The following is a 20,275-nucleotide window of genomic DNA, read 5'->3' on the forward strand; positions in this document are numbered from 1 at the left end:
AAGGGCGTGCGGCACGGCCGCACGCCCGGACCCGGAGCCACAAACAAGCATACCATGAACATGAAAAAGATAATGACCAGCATCTGCCCGGCACTGCTCCTGCTGGCGTGCTCGCAGAACGAGGAGACGGTGGCGTCGCAGGCCGCGGCACCCGAGATCAGCAGCATTTCGATTCAGGACGGCTCGGTCGATGTCGACCCGGCGCTGGGGACGATCTCCGTCTACACGACCGCCCCGGTAACGCCGGACAACGAGGCCATCACCCTCGCATCCGAGGACGGCACCCGGATCGAATTCCGCATCACGCCCGCCAACAAGAATTTCCGCCTGACGTTCGGCGAACTCGACCGGAACACGCTCTACACGCTGACGATCCCCGCCGGATCGCTGCACAACGCCTACGACCCGGCGCTCATCAACGCCACGGCGGCCAGCGTCCGCTTCACGACGCTCTACACAACGCCCGAAAGCGTCACCGTCAATCCCGACGAGGCGCTCACCGATCCCGACGCCTCCGAGGCCGCGCGCCGGCTCTACGACTACATCCGCAACGACCTCTTCCTCGGCGGAAAGATCGCCACGGGAACGATGGCCCATTACACGACACAGATGACCGAAGCCGAATGGGTCTGCGAAAAAACCGGCCGCTATCCGGCCCTGCACTGCTTCGACCTGATGAACCTCACCGGCAAGGAGTATCTGGAAGACTACGCCGACCTGCTGCCCAACGCACGGGCATGGCATGAAGCCGGAGGCATCGTGGCCGCCATGTGGCACTGGCGCGACCCCTCGAAGAGCGGCAATGACTTCTATGTCGAGAACTGCTCGTTCGACCTCGCAAAGATCGTGGCCGCCGCCAACCCGGACGGCACCTACACCTATGCCACCGACTCGGAGGAGTACCTCTCCGTCATGGAGGACATCGCCGCCGCAAAGGCCGAGCTCAAAAAACTCGCCGACGCCGGGATTCCGGTGCTGTGGCGTCCCCTGCACGAGGCCCGCGGCAAGTGGTTCTGGTGGGGCAACGCCGGGGCCGACGCCTGCAAGGCCCTGTGGCAGCTGCTGCGCCGCGAAATGGGCGACCTGCACAACCTGATCTGGGTATGGACCGTCCAGGTCGACGACCGCTTCGGAGAAGCGCAGCAGTGGTATCCGGGCGACGACAGGGTCGACATCGTCGGCGTCGACATCTACGAAGAGGTGCACGACAGCTTCGCCGAGGAGTTCCGATTCGCCGCCGAGGTGAGCGCCTCGCGCAAGGTCATCGCCCTGACCGAGTGCGGCGCCATGCCCGATGTCGACAAGATGCAGAACGACGGAGCCGCATGGGCCTACTGCATGCCCTGGTACGGGGAACACACGCAGAGCATCCAGTACAACGGCATCAAATACTGGCAGCGGATGATGACGGGCGACTTCGCCGACCGGGTGATCGACCGCTCGGAGGTGGCCCTCTGACCGTAAAACATCCGGAGCGCGTGTGCCCTTCGCCGCAGGAGGCAAAACTGACGTCCGAGGCTTGCAGATACAGGATCTTATGACTACCTTTACGCTTCCGCAACGATCGGTGACGAACGAGGCCACGCGCTCCGGATTCCCTCGAATCCATCACGCCTGACAACATTCCGAACCATGAAAAAACTCATGATCATGACTCTCATGGCCCTTGCCGGATGTGCCGCGACACCCGGAACCGAACCCTACAAGGACGCATCGCTCTCCGTCGAACGACGGGTCGAAGACCTGCTGCGGCGCATGACCCTCGAAGAGAAGGTCGGACAGATGAACCAGTTCGTAGGCATCGAGCACATCAAGGCCAATTCGGGAGTCCTCACCGAAGAGGAGCTGAAAACCAACACCGCACAGGCCTTCTATCCGGGAATCGGCCCCGACACGGTGCTGCGCTGGGCCGAAGAGGGGCGCATCGGCTCGTTCCTGCACGTGCTGACCCCCGAGGAGGCCAACCTCCTTCAGGAGCACGTCATGCGCGCCCGGCTGGGAATCCCCGCCATCTTCGGCATCGACGCCATCCACGGGAATGCCAACGCCCCGGGCAACACGGTCTACCCCACCAACATCGGACTGGCCTCGTCGTTCAACCCCGAACTGGCCCGGCGCATCGCCCGCGAAACGGCCCGCGAAATGCGCGCCATGAACATGCACTGGACCTTCAACCCCAACGTCGAGGTGGCCCGCGACGCCCGCTGGGGCCGCTGCGGCGAGACCTTCGGCGAGGATCCCTGGCTCGTAGCGTGCATGGGGCTGGCCACGACCGAAGGCTATCAGGGCGCGCTGAACTCCACGCAGGACGTATTGGCCTGCGCCAAGCACTTCGTGGGAGGCTCCCAGCCCGTGAACGGCACGAACGGAGCGCCGTGCGACGTCTCGGAACGCACCCTGCGCGAGGTCTTCTTCCCGCCCTTCCGCACCAACATCGTCCGGGGAGGGGCCGGAAGCCTGATGACCTCGCACAACGAACTCAACGGAATCCCCTGCCACGAAAACGAATGGCTCATGGAGGAGGTTCTCCGCGGCGAGTGGGGATTCGACGGCTTCGTCGTCAGCGACTGGATGGACATCGAGCATCTGTACGACCTGCACGCCACGGCCGAAAACCTCAAAGAGGCCTTCTACCGCTCGATCATGGCCGGCATGGACATGCACATGCACGGACTGCACTGGAACGAACTGGTCTGCGAACTGGTGCGCGAGGGACGCATCCCCGAGAGCCGCATCGACGCTTCGGTCCGCCGGATCCTGACGGCCAAGTTCCGGCTGGGGCTCTTCGAGCATCCCTACGCCGACCTCGACGCCCAGCAGACACGTCTCTGCGCCGAGCACCGCGCCACGGCGCTCGATGCCGCCCGGCAGTCGGTCGTCCTGCTGAAAAACGACGGTCTGCTGCCGCTCGATGCCGCGAAATACCGCCGCATCCTCGTGACGGGCATCAACGCCGACGACGAGAACATCCTCGGCGACTGGTCCGCAAGCCAGGATCCGGAGGATGTGACGACGATCCTCGAAGGATTGCGGCAAGTGGCGCCCGGCGTGCGCTTCGACTTCGTGGACCAGGGCTGGGATCCCCGCAACATGGACCCGGCGAAGGTGGCCGAAGCCGCCGCCAAAGCCCGGCAGGCCGATCTGAACATCGTCGTCGCCGGCGAGTACATGATGCGCCGGCGCTGGATGGAGCGCACCTGCGGCGAGGACACCGACCGGGACAACATCGCTCTCGTGGGGTTGCAGCAGGAGCTGATCGAACGCGTCGCCGCCAGCGGAAAACCGACGCTGCTCGTTCTGGTCAACGGGCGCCCGCTGGGCGTGGAATGGGCCGCCGAACACCTGCCCGCCATCGTCGAGGCGTGGGAACCCGGCATGGCGGGAGGCCGGGCCGTGGCCGAGATCCTCTTCGGCGAGGTCAACCCCTCGGCCAAGCTGCCGATCACCATCCCGCGCAGCGCCGGACAGATTCAGGTCTACTACAACCACAAGCCGAGCCACTACTTCCATCCCGTCGTCTGCTCCGATCCCGAGCCGCTCTATCCGTTCGGCCACGGTTTGAGTTACACGACCTTCGCCTATTCCGACCTGACGCTCTCGCACGAGACGATCGCCCCGGACGGAAGACTCACGGCCGAGGTCACCGTGACCAACACCGGAAAGCGCGACGGCACGGAGATCGTCCAGCTCTACATTCGCGACCTCTTTTCGAGCGTGACGCGCCCCGTGAAGGAGCTCAAAGCCTTCTCGCGCGAAAGCCTGAAAGCCGGCGAATCCCGCCGCGTGCGTTTCGAAATCACCCCGGAGATGCTCTCGATGCTCGACCGCAACTTGCAGCCCATCGTCGAACCGGGCGAATTCCGCGTGATGGTCGGGCCGTCGAGCCGCGACAAGGAGTTACTCACCCAAACTTTCGAAGTATGCGAACAATAACCCAATACCTGCTTCTCTGCTGTGCGGCCCTCGCTTCGGGGTGCTCGCAGCAACCCGCACCGACGCCGGCCGAAACGCTCGAAGCCCGGCTCCGCAACTGCGTGGAACACGGTCTCGTGCTCTTCGGACATCAGGACGACCTCTTCTACGGCAAACACTGGAACCGCTGGGACTCGGGATGCGAACAATCCGACATCCGCGCCGTAGCGGGCGATTACCCCGCCATCCTCGGCGTCGAGATCGGCGGCATCGAACTCGGCGACAGTCTCTCGCTCGACCGCGTGCCCTTCCGGCTGATCCGCGAGGGGATTGCCGAACACCACCGCCGCGGCGGAATCGTCACGGTGAGCTGGCACGCCGCCAACCCTGCCACGGAAGGCAACTCCTGGGACGTGGAGAACGCCGCAGGTACGGCGGCCCGGATGCTCGAAGGGGGCGACCTCCATGCCCTGACCCGCGAATGGCTGGCGCGTGTGGGCGACTTCCTCGCCTCGCTGCGCGACGACAACGGAGAGCCCATTCCCGTCATCTGGCGCCCCTGGCACGAAATGGCCGGCGGATGGTTCTGGTGGGGCGCCCCCTACTGCTCCCCGGAGGAGTACAAGGCGCTGTGGCGCCTGACCTTCGAATACCTGCAAAACGAAAGAGGTCTCACCAATCTGCTCTGGGCCGTCTCCCCGGGATTCACCGACCGCTGCGACACCGGATACACGGACTACTATCCGGGCGACGACTGCGTGGATCTGATCGGCATCGACATCTACCAGTACGGCACCGACGAGGCGTTCCGCACGCTCACCCGGCAGCACCTCGCCACGCTGGCCGACATGGCCCGTACACACGGCAAACTACTGGCCCTGACCGAAACCGGGTATGAGTCGATCCCCAACCCCGCGTGGTGGACCGAAACGCTGCTGCCGGCGTTGGATGACGCTCCCGTGGCCTATGTCCTGCTGTGGAGAAACGCCTGGGACCGCGAAAACCACTACTACGCACCCTTCGAAGGCGAAGCCTCGGCCGACGACTTCAAAGCCTTCGCGGACGAGGAGCGCATCGGCCTGCTCGGCGATCTGAACGCCCTCGGAGAATGAACGACAACACAATCACTCTAATATTCAGCATCATGAATTTTCAGGAAAAACTCGACGAACTGCAACGGGAACACGAAGCCCTGCTGGCCCGACCCAACACGCCCGACGAAGCATACAACGGAATCTACACCCGCTACCGGAATCCGATCCTGACCGCAGCCCATACACCGCTCTTCTGGCGTTACGACCTCGACGAGCGGACGAATCCCTTCCTGATGGAGCGCATCGGCATGAACGCCACGCTCAACTCGGGAGCCATCAAATGGCAGGGGCGTTACCTGCTGGTCGTGCGCGTCGAAGGAGCCGACCGCAAGTCGTTCTTCGCCGTGGCCGAATCGCCCAACGGCATCGACAACTTCCGGTTCCGGGACTATCCCATCACCATGCCCGACACGGACGACCCGGCCACGAATATCTACGACATGCGGCTCACGGCACACGAGGACGGCTGGATCTACGGCATCTTCTGCGCCGAGCGGCACGACCCCGCCGCTCCGCAGGGCGACCTCTCGTCGGCTACCGCCACGGCCGGAATCGCCCGGACGAAGGACCTCGTCACCTGGGAGCGCCTCCCGGACCTCAAAGCCCGGAGCCAGCAGCGCAACGTCGTCCTCCATCCGGAGTTCGTCGACGGCAAATACGCCCTCTACACGCGGCCCCAGGACGGATTCATCGACGCCGGATCAGGCGGAGGAATCGGCTGGGCCCTGGTCGACGACATGACCCGGGCGGAGATCCGCGACGAGAAGATCATCAACCTGCGCCACTACCACACCATCAAGGAGGTGAAAAACGGTGAAGGACCCCATCCGATCCGCACGCCCAAAGGCTGGCTCCACCTGGCCCACGGCGTGAGAGGCTGCGCATCGGGGCTGCGCTACGTGCTCTACCTCTACATGACGGCGCTCGACGACCCCTCGCGCGTCATCGCCGAACCCGCCGGGTACTTCATGGCCCCCGTGGGCGGCGAGTACATCGGCGACGTGATGAACGTCCTCTTCTCGAACGGCTGGATCGCCGACGACAACGGCCGCGTGCTGATCTACTACGCCTCGTCCGATACCCGCATGCACGTCGCCGAATCCTCGGTCGACCGCCTCGTGGACTACTGTCTGAACACCCCCGCCGACGGCCTCTCGACTTCGGCATCGGTCGAAACCCTCAAACGGATGATCGACCGCAACATGAAAATCATGAAACGCTGACCCACGATGATCAAACTTCACGAACGGATCGGGTACGGTTTCGGGGACATGGCCTCCTCGATGTTCTGGAAACTCTTCGGAGCCTACCTGATGATCTTCTATACCGACATCTTCGGGTTGCCGGCAGCCGTGGTGGGCACCATGTTCCTCATCACTCGCATCTGGGACTCGGTCTTCGACCCCATCGTGGGCGTCATCGCCGACCGCACGCACTCCCGTTGGGGCAAGTTCCGACCCTATCTGCTGTGGCTCGCCGTGCCGTTCGGCATCGTCGGCGTGCTCACCTTCACCACCCCCGACTGGCCGCTCACCGGACGGATCGTCTACGCCTATGCCACCTATTCGCTCATGATGATGGTCTACTCGGCGATCAACGTCCCCTACGCCTCGCTGCTCGGCGTCATGAGCCCCGACCCCCACGAGCGGAACATCCTCTCGACCTTCCGCATGACGTTCGCCTACATCGGCAGTTTCGTGGCCCTGCTGCTCTTCATGCCGATGGTGAACTTCTTCTCACGGGGCAGCGACGACATCCAGGTCCAGCAGCACGGCTGGACGCTCGCCGTCGTCGTCATCGCCATCCTGTGCAGCCTGCTCTTCTACGGGTGCTTCGCCCTGACGCGCGAACGGGTCAAGCCCCTGAAAGCCAAGCAGGGATCCCTGCGCGACGACATCCGGGACCTGCTGCACAACCGTCCCTGGTGGATCCTGCTCGGAGCCGGAATCGCCGCCCTGGTCTTCAACTCGATCCGCGACGGCGCCACGGTCTACTACTTCAAGTATTACGTCGTCGAGGAACAGCACGGCGCCGTGACGCTCTTCGGCATCCCGTTCGTATTGAGCGGGCTGTATCTGGCCGTCGGGCAGGCCGCCAACATCCTGGGCGTGATCCTCGCCGCCCCGGTCTCGAACCGGATCGGCAAGAAGCGCACCTACATGGCCGCCATGGCCATCGCCACCCTGTTGAGCATCGTCTTCTACTGGTTCGCACCCGGGGATCTGGGATGGATCTTCCTCTTCCAGGTGCTCATCTCGATCTGCGCCGGAAGCATCTTCCCGCTGCTCTGGTCGATGTATGCCGACTGCGCCGACTATTCGGAACTGAAAACCGGAAACCGGGCCACGGGACTGATCTTCTCCTCGTCCTCCATGTCGCAGAAATTCGGATGGGCGATCGGAACGGCCGTCACGGGGTGGCTGCTCGGCTACTTCGGATTCCGCGCCAACGAAGTGCAGGCCGACGAGGCGATCCGCGGCATCCGCATGTTCCTGAGCTTCCTGCCCGCCGCGGGAACCCTGCTCTCGATCCTCTTCATCGGATTCTATCCGTTGAGCGAAAAACGGATGAAGACCGTTACCGCGGAACTCGAAGAACGTCGTAAAAACATACAGGCATGACACTGAATCCCGATACCTTCCGCCGCGAGGTGGAAGCGAATCTTCACGACAACATCCTGCGCTTCTGGCGCGAACGGATGGTCGACGAATCCCGGGGCGGATTCCTGGGCCGGATCGACGGCGCGGGAAACCCCGACCCCGCAGCCCCCAAAGGCGCCATCCTCTGCGGCCGTATCCTCTGGGCCTTTGCCGCAGCCTACCGCGTGACGCGGCGTCCGGAGTACCTCGAAGTGGCGACCCGCGCCCGCGACTACCTGCTCGGCCGGTTCTACGACACGACGTACGGCGGAGTCTACTGGTCGCTGACCCCCGAAGGGGCGCCGCTCGACACCAAAAAGCAGATCTACGCCCTCGGATTCGCCATCTACGGATTGAGCGAATACGCCCGGGCCACGGGCGACGAAACGGCGCTGGAATATGCCCGCAGACTCTGCCGCACGATCGAGGAGCACAGTTTCGACCCGCAGCGAAACGGCTATTTCGAAGCCTTCACCCGCGAATGGGCGGAGATCGGCGACGTGCGGTTGAGCGACAAGGACGCCAACGAGCGCAAGACGATGAACACGCACCTGCACATTCTGGAACCCTACACCAACCTCTACCGCGTATGGCCCGACTCGTGGCTGCGCGAACGTCTGCGCAACCTCATCGGGGTCTTCCTCGACCGGATCTACGACCCGGCGACGCATCACCTCGGGCTCTTCTTCTCGGAGGAGTGGGAGCGCCGCGACGCGGAGTACTCCTACGGCCACGACATCGAGGCGTCGTGGCTGCTGCTGGAAGCCGCACAGGTCGTCGGCGACGAACCGCTGACGGCCCGCGTGACGGAGGTGACGCGGAAGATCGCCGCAGCGGCCGCCGAAGGGATCCGCAACGACGGTTCGATGATCTACGAGCGCCATGCCGACGGAACGCCCGACGAGGAGCGGCACTGGTGGGTGCAGGCCGAGAATGTCGTGGGCCAGCTCTGGCTGTGGCGTTTCCACGGCGACCAGACGGCCTACGGACGCGCCGCCGCATGCTGGACCTACATCCGCGACCGGATCGTCGACCCCGAAGGCGGCGAATGGTGGTGGGGCATCCTGCCCGACGGACGCGAGGACCGGGCCAACGACAAGGCCGGATTCTGGAAGTGTCCCTACCACAACTCGCGGATGTGTCTCGAAGCGATGGCGCTGCTCCGATAACCGGAACGGAGCGCACTCCGGGTCGGATTTCTTTTCCGAAGAGGCCGAACAGGTCCGAAACAGCGGAAAGGGGATCCGACCCGTCCGTTTATGCCCGCACAGGAGGCTCCTCCGTGGGCAGGCCGAGGCGCATGACCTGCTGCTCGAAGTTGTCGCGGCTGTCGATCGCCGCATTGCGCATCCGCACCCGGCAGTTGTAGATCGTCGAAACCGAATAGCGGAGGAACTTCGCGATCTTGTTCGAGTCGGTGATCCCCAGGCGGATCAGCGCGAAGACCCGCAGTTCCGTATTGAGAAGTTTCCCCGGCTTCGGGAACTTGCGCTTCTCCGGGACGATCAGTTCGTTGAACTGCTCCACGAAATGCGGGAAAATATGCAGGAATGCCGCATCGAAATCGTCGTAAAAGGCCTGAATCCGGTCGTCGATGATCGACCCCGTTTGCAGCTCTTCCAGCAGCGCCTTCGTGCCGCGGTTCCGGGCGATCCGGTTCAAGGAGACCCGGTAGCGGTTCGCCGAGTCGATGCAGTCCGAGCAGATGTCCATGTAATAGCCCACGTAGATCTCTTTCAGCCGGTTGGATTCGACCAGTTTTTCATTCATCTCGCTCTGCTGCATGTTGACCCGGCGGAGGTTCTCATTGAGCGACACCAGATTCCGGTTGGCCGCGGACTGACGGCGGTTGGCCTTCGCAATCTCACGCTTCTGTGCGTAGATCGTCACCAGACCCACGCACAGAAACAGCAGCAGCACCGCAATGCACCACAACATGACGGTCTGTTGCCGCTCCTTGTCCTTCATCTTCTGCTCGTAGGAGTGCACGATGGTGGGAAGCACCCGCAGAATGAACGGAAAATGCTTCCCAATGTTGAACTTGATGGCGTCGTTGATCGCATAGTTGATGTAGTTGTAGGCCCGCTCGATGTCGCCCGAATTGTAGAGCAGGAAGGCCAGCTCCTGCAACGACTGATACTCCTTGATCGGCGTCGAGAGGTCGTTGATCGCACTGATCGTCAGGTAGCGCTCCGCATTTTCCAGACCCCGATCCCCCGATAGGCAATCCCCAGCGAATAGGCCAGAATCGCCTTCTCGTGGACCGAAACCTCCGGGTCCGCATACTTTTTCAGCAGCATCGACAGCGCCGCCTCGTATTCACGCTCCGCGATCAGCTGGTCCGTGACCACATAGAGGTAGGCGATGTCGTCCGGCGTGAGGCACATCTTCAACGAATCCCGGTAGCGGTCGACCAGCTCCACGTATTCGCTCTTCTTGCTGTTCGAGGCGCAGTTGTTCGCCAGAGCGTTGAAGACCGTCCGGTAGATATGGTAGTAACGCGGGAGGTGTTCGCCGTGGAGCGCCGACGCTTGCAGCCGCGACATCACCTCGACGGTCTCGGTGTACATCCCCGCGTCGATGTAGGTCTCCGACAGGTCGAGCAGCGACTCCTCGATGTCGCGCGGCGAGCCCATCTGCCGGGCCAGCGTCAGACGCATCTGCGCGTAGTGCATCGACGAGTCGATGTCGTATTTCGCATACTCCCGGTAGAGGTTGCCGTAGATCCCGTATCGCTGACGCGGGGACGAGGAGTAGCGCAGCAGCTCCTTGATCTGGCCGATCAGATGCTGTTTGTTCTCCTCGTAGAGGCTCTTGTTCGCAATCGTCGCATCGAGTTTCCGCAGCAGCGCCCCGTTCGACGCCGCGGCGCAGAGACACCCCGGCAAAAGCAGGAAAAACAACAGGGAGACAAACGTACTACGCATGGACAACAGAATGAAAGGTGATTGCGGAAGGCAAATACGCCGGCCGTTTCGCCGAACCGCATCCCAAAGATACGAAATATTTCCCACGGAACCGCCAAAATTCATGGTTCGGAACGCCCCCGAACCGTTGCGGCGAGGAGCATCCCGAACCCTGGATCCCGATCCGGCCTCCGCGGACCCCGGCAAGGCGTCAGAGTTGCAGCTGCGGATTCAGATTGATCTCCGTCGGCGGAATGGCGAACAGCAGCTGATCCTCGCGGATCATGATCTCCGTCTTCTTGATCATGTTCTTGGTCGTCAGGCCGTTCAGATAGTTGTTGTACATCCGCGCGAAGGCGGCGTTCATGATCTCCACGGCGTGGTTCACCTGCGCCCCCTCGTCCCGATAGCGGTTGCAGCGCACCAGATCGAACCACCGCTGCCCCTCGAAGGCGAGCTCACGGCGCCGTTCGTCGAGAATCATCTTCCGCGCCGACCACGCATCGTCGGTCGGAATCACCCGGAAATCACCCGGATACCGTCCAGAACCGTCGCCCGGCGTCAGCGAATAGCGCATGATCCGCTGTGCGGGGTCCTCCAGGGTCGCGTTCGCACGGTCGACGATCTCATTCAGTTTGTCGACCGCCTCGGCGTGGCGGCCCAACTCCCACAGCGCCTCGGCCTGCATCAGGATGACATCGCCCAGGCGCAGGACATAGAAATTGTTGTCGGCATCGTCGGCGATCGTGCTCGAAGTCTTCATGGTCAGGTACTTGCCCGTCATGTAAAGCCCGTTTCCGCCGTATCCCCTGACCGTGCCCGTCACCGTGCAGCCCAGCCCGTAGGCCGTGCCGCCCTGCGCTGCCAGAACTGGATGATGCCCGTATTGAGGGTCGTTTCGGCAAAATCCTCGATTTCCAGCCGGTAGAGGTTGGCCGTGAAGGTGTTCTGGTTCGGAAAGCCGTTGTCCGAGCGGACGTCGTTGATCAGGTAGATCATCTCCCCGTAGAGCCCGTTCTCCATCAGGGAGCCGTAGGTCCCCGTGACCAGCATGTCGATATCCTCGACCGTCGAGATGTTCTCCTCGGTCACATAGGCGTCCGTGGCGTCGACGTCGAGGAACTCCGAGCAGCCCGATGCGCACAGCAGCGCAGACGCAAGCAGGATCGTATGTATTCTCTTGTTCATGGCGGATCGTGTTAAAATTTGAGATTGACCGACATCGTGTAGGTCCGCGCCAGCGGATAGCTCGTATAGTCGATGCCGAGGGCCGTGGCCCGGCGGTAGTTGTTCGCCTCGATGTTCTGTCCCGAATAGCGGGTGAAGGTGTGCAGGTTGTCGATATTCAGGCTCACCGACAACCCCTTGATGAAGCTCCTTTTGAGCAGCGACGCGGGGAACGTGTAGCCCAGCGAGACGTTCTTGATGCACAGGTAGGAGGCATCCTCCAGCTGGTAGGTCGAGAACTTGTTCCGGTCGGCGCCCGCCCCCGACTTCGGTCCCACGACCGGATACCAGCCGTCGCCCGGCGACTCCTCGCTCCGCCAGCGGCGGTCGTAGGCCGCAATGGCGTTGTTGTTCACCGAACGCGCCATGTCGTGGATCGTATAGTTGTAGATCTGGTTGCCGTACTGACCCGTCAGCAGAAAACTCAACGAGAGGTTCCGGTAGCGGAACGTATTGCTCAACCCGGCCGTGAACTTCGGATGCGGCGTGCCGATGACCGTGCGGTCGTTGTCGTCGATCACACCGTCGCCGTTCAGGTCGACGAACTTCATGTCGCCCGGCACCGTCTTCGGGTCGAACGCCAGTCCGTTGTTCGGATCCGCAGCCAGTTGGCGGATCTCGTCCCAACTCATGTAGACCCCCTTGTAGACCCGGCCGTAGAAGACGCCGACGGGCCACCCCTCCATCGTGACGTTCGAGGTCCCGCTCTCTCCGTCGAAGATCATGTCCGCGTCGCCCGACAGCGAGAGCACCCGGTTCCGGTTGAACGAGATGTTGAAGCGCGTCGTCCACTGGAAGTAGCGCCGCGAGATGTTGCTCGTGCTGACGCCGAGTTCGATGCCCTTGTTCTCGACCGACCCGATGTTCAGGGTCATGGTCGACTGCCCCAGCGTGGCCGGGATGTTGGCGTTCAGCAGCATGTCCGAGGTGACGTCCCGGTAGGCGTCCACCGTGACATAGATCCGGTTGCTGAACAGGCCCAGCTCGACGCCGACGTTCGCCGAGGTCTTCCGCTCCCAGCCCAGATCGGGATTGGCGATGTTCGCCACGGCCAGTCCGTTGGCGACCTCGTCCCCGAAGACGTAGTTGCGCGACGAGAGGAACGACTCATACTTGTAGCGCCCGATCGCATTGTTGCCCGCGACGCCGTAGCTGGCGCGGAACTTCAACATGCTCAACACCGGGGCGGCCCACTGCATGAAGGGTTCGTCCGAGGCGATCCACCCGGCCGAAACCGACGGGAAGTATCCGAAGCGGTTGTCGGGGCCGAATTTCGACGACCCGTCGGCCCGCACGACGACACCTAACAGGTAACGCTCCTTGAAGGAGTAGTTGGCCCGGAAGAAGAACGAGACGCTGCGGTCGCGCAGGTAAGGCAGGTCGTTGGCCGTGAACGACGTCGCGCCGTTGAGCGTCCCCAGGGCGTCGGACCCGAAGCCGATGCCCTTCACGTAGGTGTAGTTTTCGAGCCGCTCGCCGAGATTCGCGCCCAGCGCCGCATTGATCTTGTGCTTCCCGTTGAAAATCCGGTTGTAGAGCAGCACGAACTCGCTCTCCCACGAACTGACGGTCTTGAAGTTCATCGAGGCGTTGCCGTCGGTGACCTTGCCGTAGCGCTCGCCGATCGACGCCGGGCGCCAGTTCCGGTAGGAGTTGCTCGACATCAGGAAGTTGAACCGCGGCTTGAAGGTCAGCCCTTTGGCCAGGTTGACGTTCAGTCCGACCGAGCCCGTATAGCGCTGGTTGAGCGTGCGGATCGACTGCTCGGTGAGGATCTTCACCGGATTCTCGATGTGCTGCAACGGCATCGTATTGCCCGGCAGCCGCGTCGGATCCCGCGGATCGGCCACCAGATCCTCGGTCGTGTAGTTGTTCTGCGTCCAGTAAGTCCCGTCGTAGTAGACCGGGAACATCGGCGGCATCTGCAAGGTGCGCACCATGACGCCCTCGCCGCCCTGCTGTCCCTGGTCCTTCACGGCACTCTGATCCGTGTAGTTCGACGTGAAGTTCGCCCACAGCTTCACCCGCCGGTCCAGTTGCGCGTCGAGGTTCGCACGGAGGTTGTAACGCTTGTAGGAGGTGTTGATGAGCACGCCCGGCTGGTCGTAGAACGACCCCGACACGGCGTACTGCACCTTCTCGTTCCCGCCCCGCACCGAGAGGCTGTAACTCTGCGTGAAGGCCCGCCGCGTGATGGCCTTCTGCCAGTCGGTGTTCAGATTCGGGTCGAAGCCCGGCAGCGACCAGTACTTCACGCCCGCCTCGTCCATCATGTCCATGCACTGCTCCGAGTTCATCATCTCGTAGTAGCGCGCCACTTCGGAGATGCCGAACTTCGTTTCCAGCGAGACCTCCGCACGCTGGTTCCGGCCGCGCTTGGTCGTCACGATGATGACGCCGTTGGCTCCGGCTGCGCCGTAGATGGCCGTCGAGGCGGCGTCCTTGAGGATCTGGACGCTCTCGACATCGTTGACGTTCAGTCCGTTCAGGCCATCCTCCTCCACCACGTCGTCGATGATGCACAGCGGTGCCATGCCCGCATTGACGGTCCCGACGCCGCGGATGTAGAAATCCGTCTCGGCACCCGGCGTACCGTTCGACGAGCCGATCTGCACGCCCGGGACGAGTCCCTGGATCGATTGCAGCAGGTTCGCCGAGTTCGCCGTCGTGAGGTCCTTGTCCCGCAGCGACGAGATCGCCGTCGTGGTCTCCCGCTTCGAGTTGGAGATGTAGCCCACGACCACCACCTCGTCCAGATTCTGGACATCCTCGGCCAGCGCCACATCCACGGCGGTCTGCTGCGCATGGTACTCCACGATGCGGCTCTCATAGCCCACGTAGGAGAAGATCAGCGTACACTTGTCCGGCAATGCCGCAATCCGGTATTGCCCCAGAATGTCGGTCGAGGTGGCGATCGTCGTTCCCTCGACCCGGACCGTGGCACCCACGACGGGCTGCCCTGTCTTGCGGTCGGTAACCTGTCCGTGGACCCCCGACTGCTGCGCCGCAGCGCTCCATCCGGAAAAGAGCCCCGCAAACAGGCAGACAATCAGTGCGACCTGTCGGAACAGGCCCGTATTTGTTTTTTGTCTCTTCATGATCTCGATTTTCTCGGGTTAAAACTCTCCGTCCTCCACCGCAACGACCACGATGCGGAGTTTGCCCGTCACCACGGACGGCGTCACGTTCTTGTCGATCAGATCCCACTGGCACACATAGACGCCCGCCCGGTTGAAGACCGACTCGGCACCGATCAGCCAGAGGTTGTTGTTCGACACGGCCTTGTTCAGCAGGCGGTCGTCGCCGTTCACATCCGGCTTCCTGTCGAGCAGGTTCCACTGCACGAGGTAACGGCCGGTCTCGTTGAGCACCGAGCGCCCCTCGCCCTTGTAATACCATGTGGTGGTCGACGGCACGAGATTCACGATCCGCTCATCCCCCACCCCGGCAATGATGTTCGTCGGCGAGTTGTAGTTCGAGGTCCTGTTGTTGACGTCCTTCGCATTGGTGCCCGAGACGCAGACGCTCCCGACGGCGGAATCCTCGACCTCTCCGGTCTCGAAATCGTAGATCCGGCCCGGCACGCCGCCGCTGGGATCATACGCCGGCGACTCGCCGTCGGCTATGGCCCAGTCGGGCGACCAGTAGAAGAAGCCCGCGCAGTCGTCCGTGGCGATCACGTACTCCCGCCACGCGAGCAGTGCCGTGGAGAGCGTCTGTCCGCGGCGGATGCGGATGCCTTTCAGCCCCGTCCCGCCGAAATCCTCGACGACCTCGACATCCTTCGAGGCGTCGAGCGAGGCGTAAACCACCGCACGGTTGCCCTGGTTGTCGTTCGGGTGCTGCGGATCGTAGATGAGGGCGTCGCCCAGGGAGAGCCGCCACCGTTCGTTCAGCTCCCCGACCGTGGTGAAGACCTCGTCCCGGGAGAAGACCTGGATCGTGCTCTGCTCCGAGAGCAGCACCTCCCCCTGCGGGTCGAGGACCGTAATCGAGACCGGCATGGAGCCCGCCAGCAGCGGTTTGGAATCCTCGCCCGCAACAACGGGGATCGAAAGCGTCTGGGGAGCCGCCTCCTCGTTGAAGGCGATGCCGCTCCCCTGCGGCAGGGTGTAGGTTCCGTTCGCGAAACGCACGCCCCAGGTCTCGGGTGCCTGCACCCGGATCTCGACCGTGCGCCCGTAAGCGTAGAGGAAGCGGAGCTGGTAGGAGACGCCCTCGTCGACGGCACGGTCCTGCTGCAAGAGTCCCTGCAAGCGGTTCAGCGTCACGTCCATTTGGAGTTTCGCGGGCTCCGGATCCATGTGGAGGTAGCCGAACCGGTTGTCCGCACAACCGGACAGCAAACCGGTCCAAAAAGCCACAAACAAGTAGATTTTTTTCATATCGTTCGGGTTGGTTCAATGATTCGGTTCATCGTTTTTTGAGCGTGCGCTGCCGCTCCCGCCACAGGTCGTTCTCCCAGACTTTGAGCGCCCCTTGAAGCCGCCCGACGACATCGGGATAGTCGTCGACGAGGTTCGTCTGCTCCTGCGGATCCTTTTTCAGGTCGAACAGATAGTGCGTGTCGACGTGCTCCTTGTCGGTCGTCACGATGTATTTCAGACCGTCCTGCATGACCGCCTTGGCGTTCGACTGCCGCCAGAAGATCGTCCGCCGCGGCATGGAGCGACCCTCGATCACGGGCACGAAGCTGGTTCCGTCGAGCGGTTTGTCGGCATTCCGGTAATCGATGCCCGCCATGTCGAGCATCGTGGGGAAGAGATCCATCGACAGCACCAGCTCGTCGGAGGTCCCGTTGGCCGGAACGCGGCCCGGCATCCAGAGAATCGCCGGAACCCGGATCCCGCCCTCGAAGAAGCTGCCCTTCTCGCCGCGCAGCCCGCCCGTGGTGCCCGGCTCCACCGGGCCGTTGTCCGAAAGGAAGATCACGAACGTATTCCGGTCCAGCCCCTCCTCGGCCAGCAGGTCGAGCATCTGGCCGATTCCCCGGTCCATGTACTCGATCATCTCCTTGTAGGCCGTGGCGCGGTCTTCGCGCGGGGCATGGTGCATCTGCTCCACGCCCGGCTGCCGGAACCCCGGATCGTCGGGCCCCTGATAGGGATAGTGCGGGCACCCGTGCGCCACATAGAGGCAGAAGGGTCGGTCCTTGTTCCGCCGCACGAAATCCAGACTGTGCGCCGAAATCAGCTCGGTGAGGTAGCCCTGCGTCGTGGAGGCTTTCAGCGTCTCGCCCTCCCACCAGTCGGCATTCCCCGACGTGTCGTAGTAGTTCCGGTAGTCGACGTTCCCGCTCTTGAAGCCGATGAACTCGTCGAAACCCTGATGGACGGGATTATAGGTATTGTCGGTCCCGAGGTGCCACTTTCCGTAGAGCGCCGTGGCATAGCCGCCGTTGTTCTTCAATACCTCGGCGAAGGTGATCTCCTCCTGCGCCAGACCCCGGTGGAGGTCGGCCGCCACCCAGGTCAGCAGCCCCCCTGCAACCCGGCCCGCTGCTGGTAGCGGCCGGTCAGCAGCGAGGCCCGCGTCGGCGTGCTCGCCGCACCGTTCGTATGGAAGTTGGTCAGGCGGATGCCCTCCTGCGCCATCCGGTCCAGATTCGGCGTCCGGATCGTCGGATTCCCGTAGCAGGAGATGTCGCCATAGCCCAGATCGTCGGCCATGATGATGAAATTGGGTTTCGCAGGCTTCGGCTTCGGCGCCGCTTCCGCATCGGATGCGCATCCGCCCAGAGCTGCCGTCAGGCAGCTGCCGGCCAGAAACACGAATGTGGAATTCTGATCTTTCATGATTCGATTTCGGAATTATAAGAATCTGATGAATGAATTCGGAGGGAGTCGGAACGGATGTTGTCTGTTCCCATACAAAAGTAATAAAGATATTCAGGCCCTATTCGCCCCACTACAAAAATAGTAGTGCCGCAGAACCACACAACAGGCTATAAACCAATTTGTTGGCACATTCCGAACGAATATCATTTAGTAGTGGTCCGAAAATGCGCCGGTTCCGTAAAAGACGCATCCCGAAGGCTCGCCGGGGCATTCCGGACACTACTTTTTCCCAGCCGCAAACAACGCGCAACATACTGTTTTCAAAATACATAACTCCTATCCCAGCGACCCTCCGGCCACTAATTTCGTTTCCCGCAATTTTCCAACGCCGGTTATTTATAATTTTGTCAGAGAATTCCACCCAAAGATTTCACCCATGTACAGATTCATCCTTCTGCTGTCCGTCTTCTTCCCGTTCTGCCTGTGCGGGAACACCGGCTGCGACAAACACGACTCCGAAACGGTCCTCAAAACCGCCGGACGATTCGACCTCTCGACCGACAAGGCCCGCTACGCCCCGGGCGAGAGCGTCCGCTTCACATGCAACGCCGATCCCGGCAAGGGACTTTTCGTCCGCTACCGCCACCTCGCGGAGACCGTCGGCGAAGAGCCCCTCACGGCGGCCGCCTGGACCTGGAATCCCCCGACCGGGGACTTCAAGGGATACCTCGTCGAGGTCGTCTCGCGGCAGAGCGGCCGGGAAAGCGTCGTCGCCTCGACCGCCGTCGACGTATCGAGCGACTGGACCCGCTTCCCGCGCTACGGATTCCTATCGGCATACGGGGCCATCGGGCTCAAAGAGGTAAGGAAGATGATCGAGAACCTCAACCGGCACCACATCAACGGCTTGCAGTTCTACGACTGGCTCGCCGCCCACCACCGGCCGTTGGCCGGAAGCGCGGAGCGTCCCGCCGCAGAATGGCCCGACCTGATGAACCGCCCCACCTACCGGCTGACCACCGACAACTATCTGTCCGAGGCCCGGTCCGGAAGGTCTGGTGCGCCACGCCGGACAGCTGCGGGGAGATGTTCCGCGAAATCGCCTTCCGGCAGGAGGGCAGCACGATCCACATCACGCTCCCGTGGCTGAAATATTGGAGCATGGTCGTCATCGAATACTGACACGAATCAACAGGAAGCCCCATGAAAAGACTTTTTTGCACCTTCGGACTCATGCTGTCGCTCCTCTCCGCCCCGGCGCAGGAGCTCCGCTCCCCGAACGGGAATCTGGAAATGACGTTCGCCATCGCCGGAAACGGCGTACCGACCTACACCCTGAAATACAAGGGCAAGCAGGTCCTCCACCCCGGCCGCCTCGGATTCGACCTCCGCGCCGACGAGGAGAAACGCGACTTCACGACCGATCTCGGCACGGCGCCGAATCCGCTCCATGCAGGCAGTTCGCTGTGCAGCGGGTTCGTCGTCGAGCAGGTCGCACGGGCCCAGTCCGATACGTACTGGACACCGGTCTGGGGTGAGGAGACACGCATCCGGGAGCATTACAACGAACTGCTCATGACGCTGCGCCAACCCGCCACGGGCCGTTCGATGGCCATCCGCTTCCGCCTCTTCGACGACGGGCTGGGATTCCGCTACGAATTTCCGCAACAGCCGGAACTCGTCTATTTCGTCATCGGCGAAGAACGGACGCAGTTCGCCCTCGGACGCGACATGACCGCCTACTGGATCCCCGGCGACTACGACACGCAGGAGTACGACTACACCGTCTCGCGGCTCTCCGAGATCCGGGAAGTCATGTCCTCGGCCGTCTCCGCCAACCTCTCGCAGACGCTCTTCTCGCCCACCGGCGTACAGACCGCCCTGCTGCTGAAATCCGACGACGGACTCTACATCAACATCCACGAAGCGGCGCTCGTCGACTTCGCCTGCATGCACGATGGACTACACGCCCGGCATCTTCGAGATGGACATCGCGAAGGTGAACCCGCAGAACAACTCCCGTGCGAACTGCACCATCGCCAACCAGCTGGCCCTCTACGTGACGCTGTACAGCCCGTTGCAGATGGCGTGCGACCTGCCGGAGAACTACGAGAAGCATCCGGATGCCTTCCAGTTCATCAAGGATGTGCCCGTAGAGTGGGAACGGAGCCTCTATCTGGAAGCCGAACCCGCGGAGTTCGTAACGATCGCACGCAAGGACAAGCACTCCGCAAACTGGTTCGTGGGCAGCACGGCCGGAGAGAAGGGGCATACGTCGACGCTGAAACTCGGCTTCCTCGAACCGGGCAAGCGCTACACGGCGACGATCTACTGCGATGCCGCGGATGCGGACTGCCGGACGAACCCGCAGGCATACGAGATCACCCGCCGGGAGGTTACCCGCGACACGGAGCTGACGCTGCACGCCGTGCCCGGAGGCGGCTATGCGATCAGCCTCGTGGAGAAATAGGGCGGATGTTCTCCGCGCCCTGCGGAAATTCCCAAGAACGGAAGCGGCGGGATTGAAACTCGGTTTCAATCCCGCCGCTCTTCTGTTTTCCGGAATCCGGACCGATTTTTCCATCAAAAAAACGAAAAAAAACATCCCGAAATGAAAATTTTCACATGATGACCTGTTATTCCCGACATGAAGATCTGCTTTCAAAATATAACAAAAAGACTTTTTCATGCCATAAATTTGACAAACAACGCCTTAAAAA

15 protein-coding genes and 2 pseudogenes are annotated in these 20,275 nt (G+C 62.3%); 9 read left to right on the plus strand and 8 right to left on the minus strand.

Translation table 11 applies throughout. The features are described from left to right. Nucleotides 1-60: 60 nt before the first annotated feature. From B5G16_RS10370 to B5G16_RS10395, 6 genes are all read left to right on the plus strand, one after another. On the plus strand, nt 61-1,458 hold the full coding sequence (locus B5G16_RS10370) for a glycosyl hydrolase (RefSeq protein ID WP_162612059.1): 1,398 nt from the start codon (nt 61-63) through the stop codon (nt 1,456-1,458). A gap of 174 nt (nt 1,459-1,632) precedes the next feature. Continuing rightward, on the plus strand, nt 1,633-3,933 hold the full coding sequence (locus tag B5G16_RS10375; RefSeq protein ID WP_087263675.1) for a glycoside hydrolase family 3 N-terminal domain-containing protein: 2,301 nt from the start codon (nt 1,633-1,635) through the stop codon (nt 3,931-3,933). Next, on the plus strand, nt 3,921-5,024 hold the full coding sequence (locus B5G16_RS10380; RefSeq protein ID WP_087263676.1) for a glycoside hydrolase family 26 protein: 1,104 nt from the start codon (nt 3,921-3,923) through the stop codon (nt 5,022-5,024). The genes B5G16_RS10375 and B5G16_RS10380 overlap by 13 nt, the downstream gene beginning before the upstream one ends. 29 nt (nt 5,025-5,053) lie before the next feature. Then, a complete protein-coding gene (locus B5G16_RS10385; protein ID WP_087263706.1) occupies nt 5,054-6,229 on the plus strand; it encodes a glycoside hydrolase family 130 protein in 1,176 nt (391 codons plus the stop codon). Between the two features lie 6 nt (nt 6,230-6,235). Beyond that, complete coding sequence (locus tag B5G16_RS10390; RefSeq protein WP_087263677.1) at nt 6,236-7,627, plus strand: MFS transporter; 1,392 nt, start codon at nt 6,236-6,238, stop codon at nt 7,625-7,627. Next, a complete protein-coding gene (locus tag B5G16_RS10395) occupies nt 7,624-8,814 on the plus strand; it encodes an AGE family epimerase/isomerase (protein ID WP_087263678.1) in 1,191 nt (396 codons plus the stop codon). The genes B5G16_RS10390 and B5G16_RS10395 overlap by 4 nt, the downstream gene beginning before the upstream one ends. 88 nt (nt 8,815-8,902) lie before the next feature. Here the strand turns inward: B5G16_RS10395 and B5G16_RS10400 are convergent, their stop codons facing one another. The 8 genes from B5G16_RS10400 to B5G16_RS12980 form a co-directional block, all read right to left on the minus strand. Continuing rightward, nucleotides 8,903-9,850 (minus strand): DUF6377 domain-containing protein, encoded by a 948-nt coding sequence (locus tag B5G16_RS10400; protein WP_335341000.1) that lies wholly within the window; start codon nt 9,848-9,850, stop codon nt 8,903-8,905. After that, the gene (locus B5G16_RS10405; protein ID WP_143260869.1) at nt 9,826-10,572 is read right to left on the minus strand and encodes a hypothetical protein; all 747 of its coding nucleotides are present in this window, start codon (nt 10,570-10,572) and stop codon (nt 9,826-9,828) included. The genes B5G16_RS10400 and B5G16_RS10405 overlap by 25 nt, the downstream gene beginning before the upstream one ends. Before the next feature lie 190 nt (nt 10,573-10,762). Next, nucleotides 10,763-11,335 (minus strand): RagB/SusD family nutrient uptake outer membrane protein, encoded by a 573-nt coding sequence (locus B5G16_RS10410; RefSeq protein WP_087263681.1) that lies wholly within the window; start codon nt 11,333-11,335, stop codon nt 10,763-10,765. A 38-nt stretch (nt 11,336-11,373) separates the two neighbouring features. Next, nucleotides 11,374-11,739, minus strand: a complete 366-nt coding sequence (locus B5G16_RS10415) for a hypothetical protein (RefSeq protein ID WP_087263682.1) — start codon at nt 11,737-11,739, stop codon at nt 11,374-11,376. Between the two features lie 11 nt (nt 11,740-11,750). Then, nucleotides 11,751-14,876 carry a SusC/RagA family TonB-linked outer membrane protein gene (locus B5G16_RS10420; protein ID WP_087263683.1) on the minus strand — a complete coding sequence of 1,042 codons (3,126 nt, stop codon included), beginning with the start codon at nt 14,874-14,876 and terminating at the stop codon, nt 11,751-11,753. 18 nt (nt 14,877-14,894) lie between these two features. Further along, entirely contained in the window at nt 14,895-16,163 is a 1,269-nt protein-coding gene (locus B5G16_RS10425) for a hypothetical protein (protein WP_143260870.1), read from the minus strand. A gap of 28 nt (nt 16,164-16,191) precedes the next feature. Further along, a complete protein-coding gene (locus B5G16_RS10430; protein WP_162612060.1) occupies nt 16,192-17,244 on the minus strand; it encodes a sulfatase-like hydrolase/transferase in 1,053 nt (350 codons plus the stop codon). A 5-nt stretch (nt 17,245-17,249) separates the two neighbouring features. Then, nucleotides 17,250-17,573: a sulfatase-like hydrolase/transferase gene (locus tag B5G16_RS12980; RefSeq protein WP_275532351.1), complete on the minus strand. Its 324-nt coding sequence runs from the start codon at nt 17,571-17,573 to the stop codon at nt 17,250-17,252. 418 nt (nt 17,574-17,991) lie between these two features. Here B5G16_RS12980 and B5G16_RS10435 point away from each other — a divergent pair. The 3 genes and pseudogenes from B5G16_RS10435 to B5G16_RS10440 form a co-directional block, all read left to right on the plus strand. Next, nucleotides 17,992-18,518 (plus strand): annotated as a pseudogene (locus B5G16_RS10435) (glycoside hydrolase family 66 protein); the annotation flags it as partial. A gap of 15 nt (nt 18,519-18,533) precedes the next feature. After that, nucleotides 18,534-18,737, plus strand: a complete 204-nt coding sequence (locus B5G16_RS13030; protein WP_366944421.1) for a glycoside hydrolase family 66 protein — start codon at nt 18,534-18,536, stop codon at nt 18,735-18,737. Nucleotides 18,738-18,758: 21 nt separating this feature from the next. Further along, nucleotides 18,759-20,025 (plus strand): annotated as a pseudogene (locus B5G16_RS10440) (glycoside hydrolase family 97 N-terminal domain-containing protein). Nucleotides 20,026-20,275: the final 250 nt, after the last annotated feature.

This window comes from Alistipes sp. An66 (genome assembly GCF_002161445.1).
In the GTDB taxonomy this organism is placed as follows: domain Bacteria; phylum Bacteroidota; class Bacteroidia; order Bacteroidales; family Rikenellaceae; genus Alistipes; species Alistipes cottocaccae.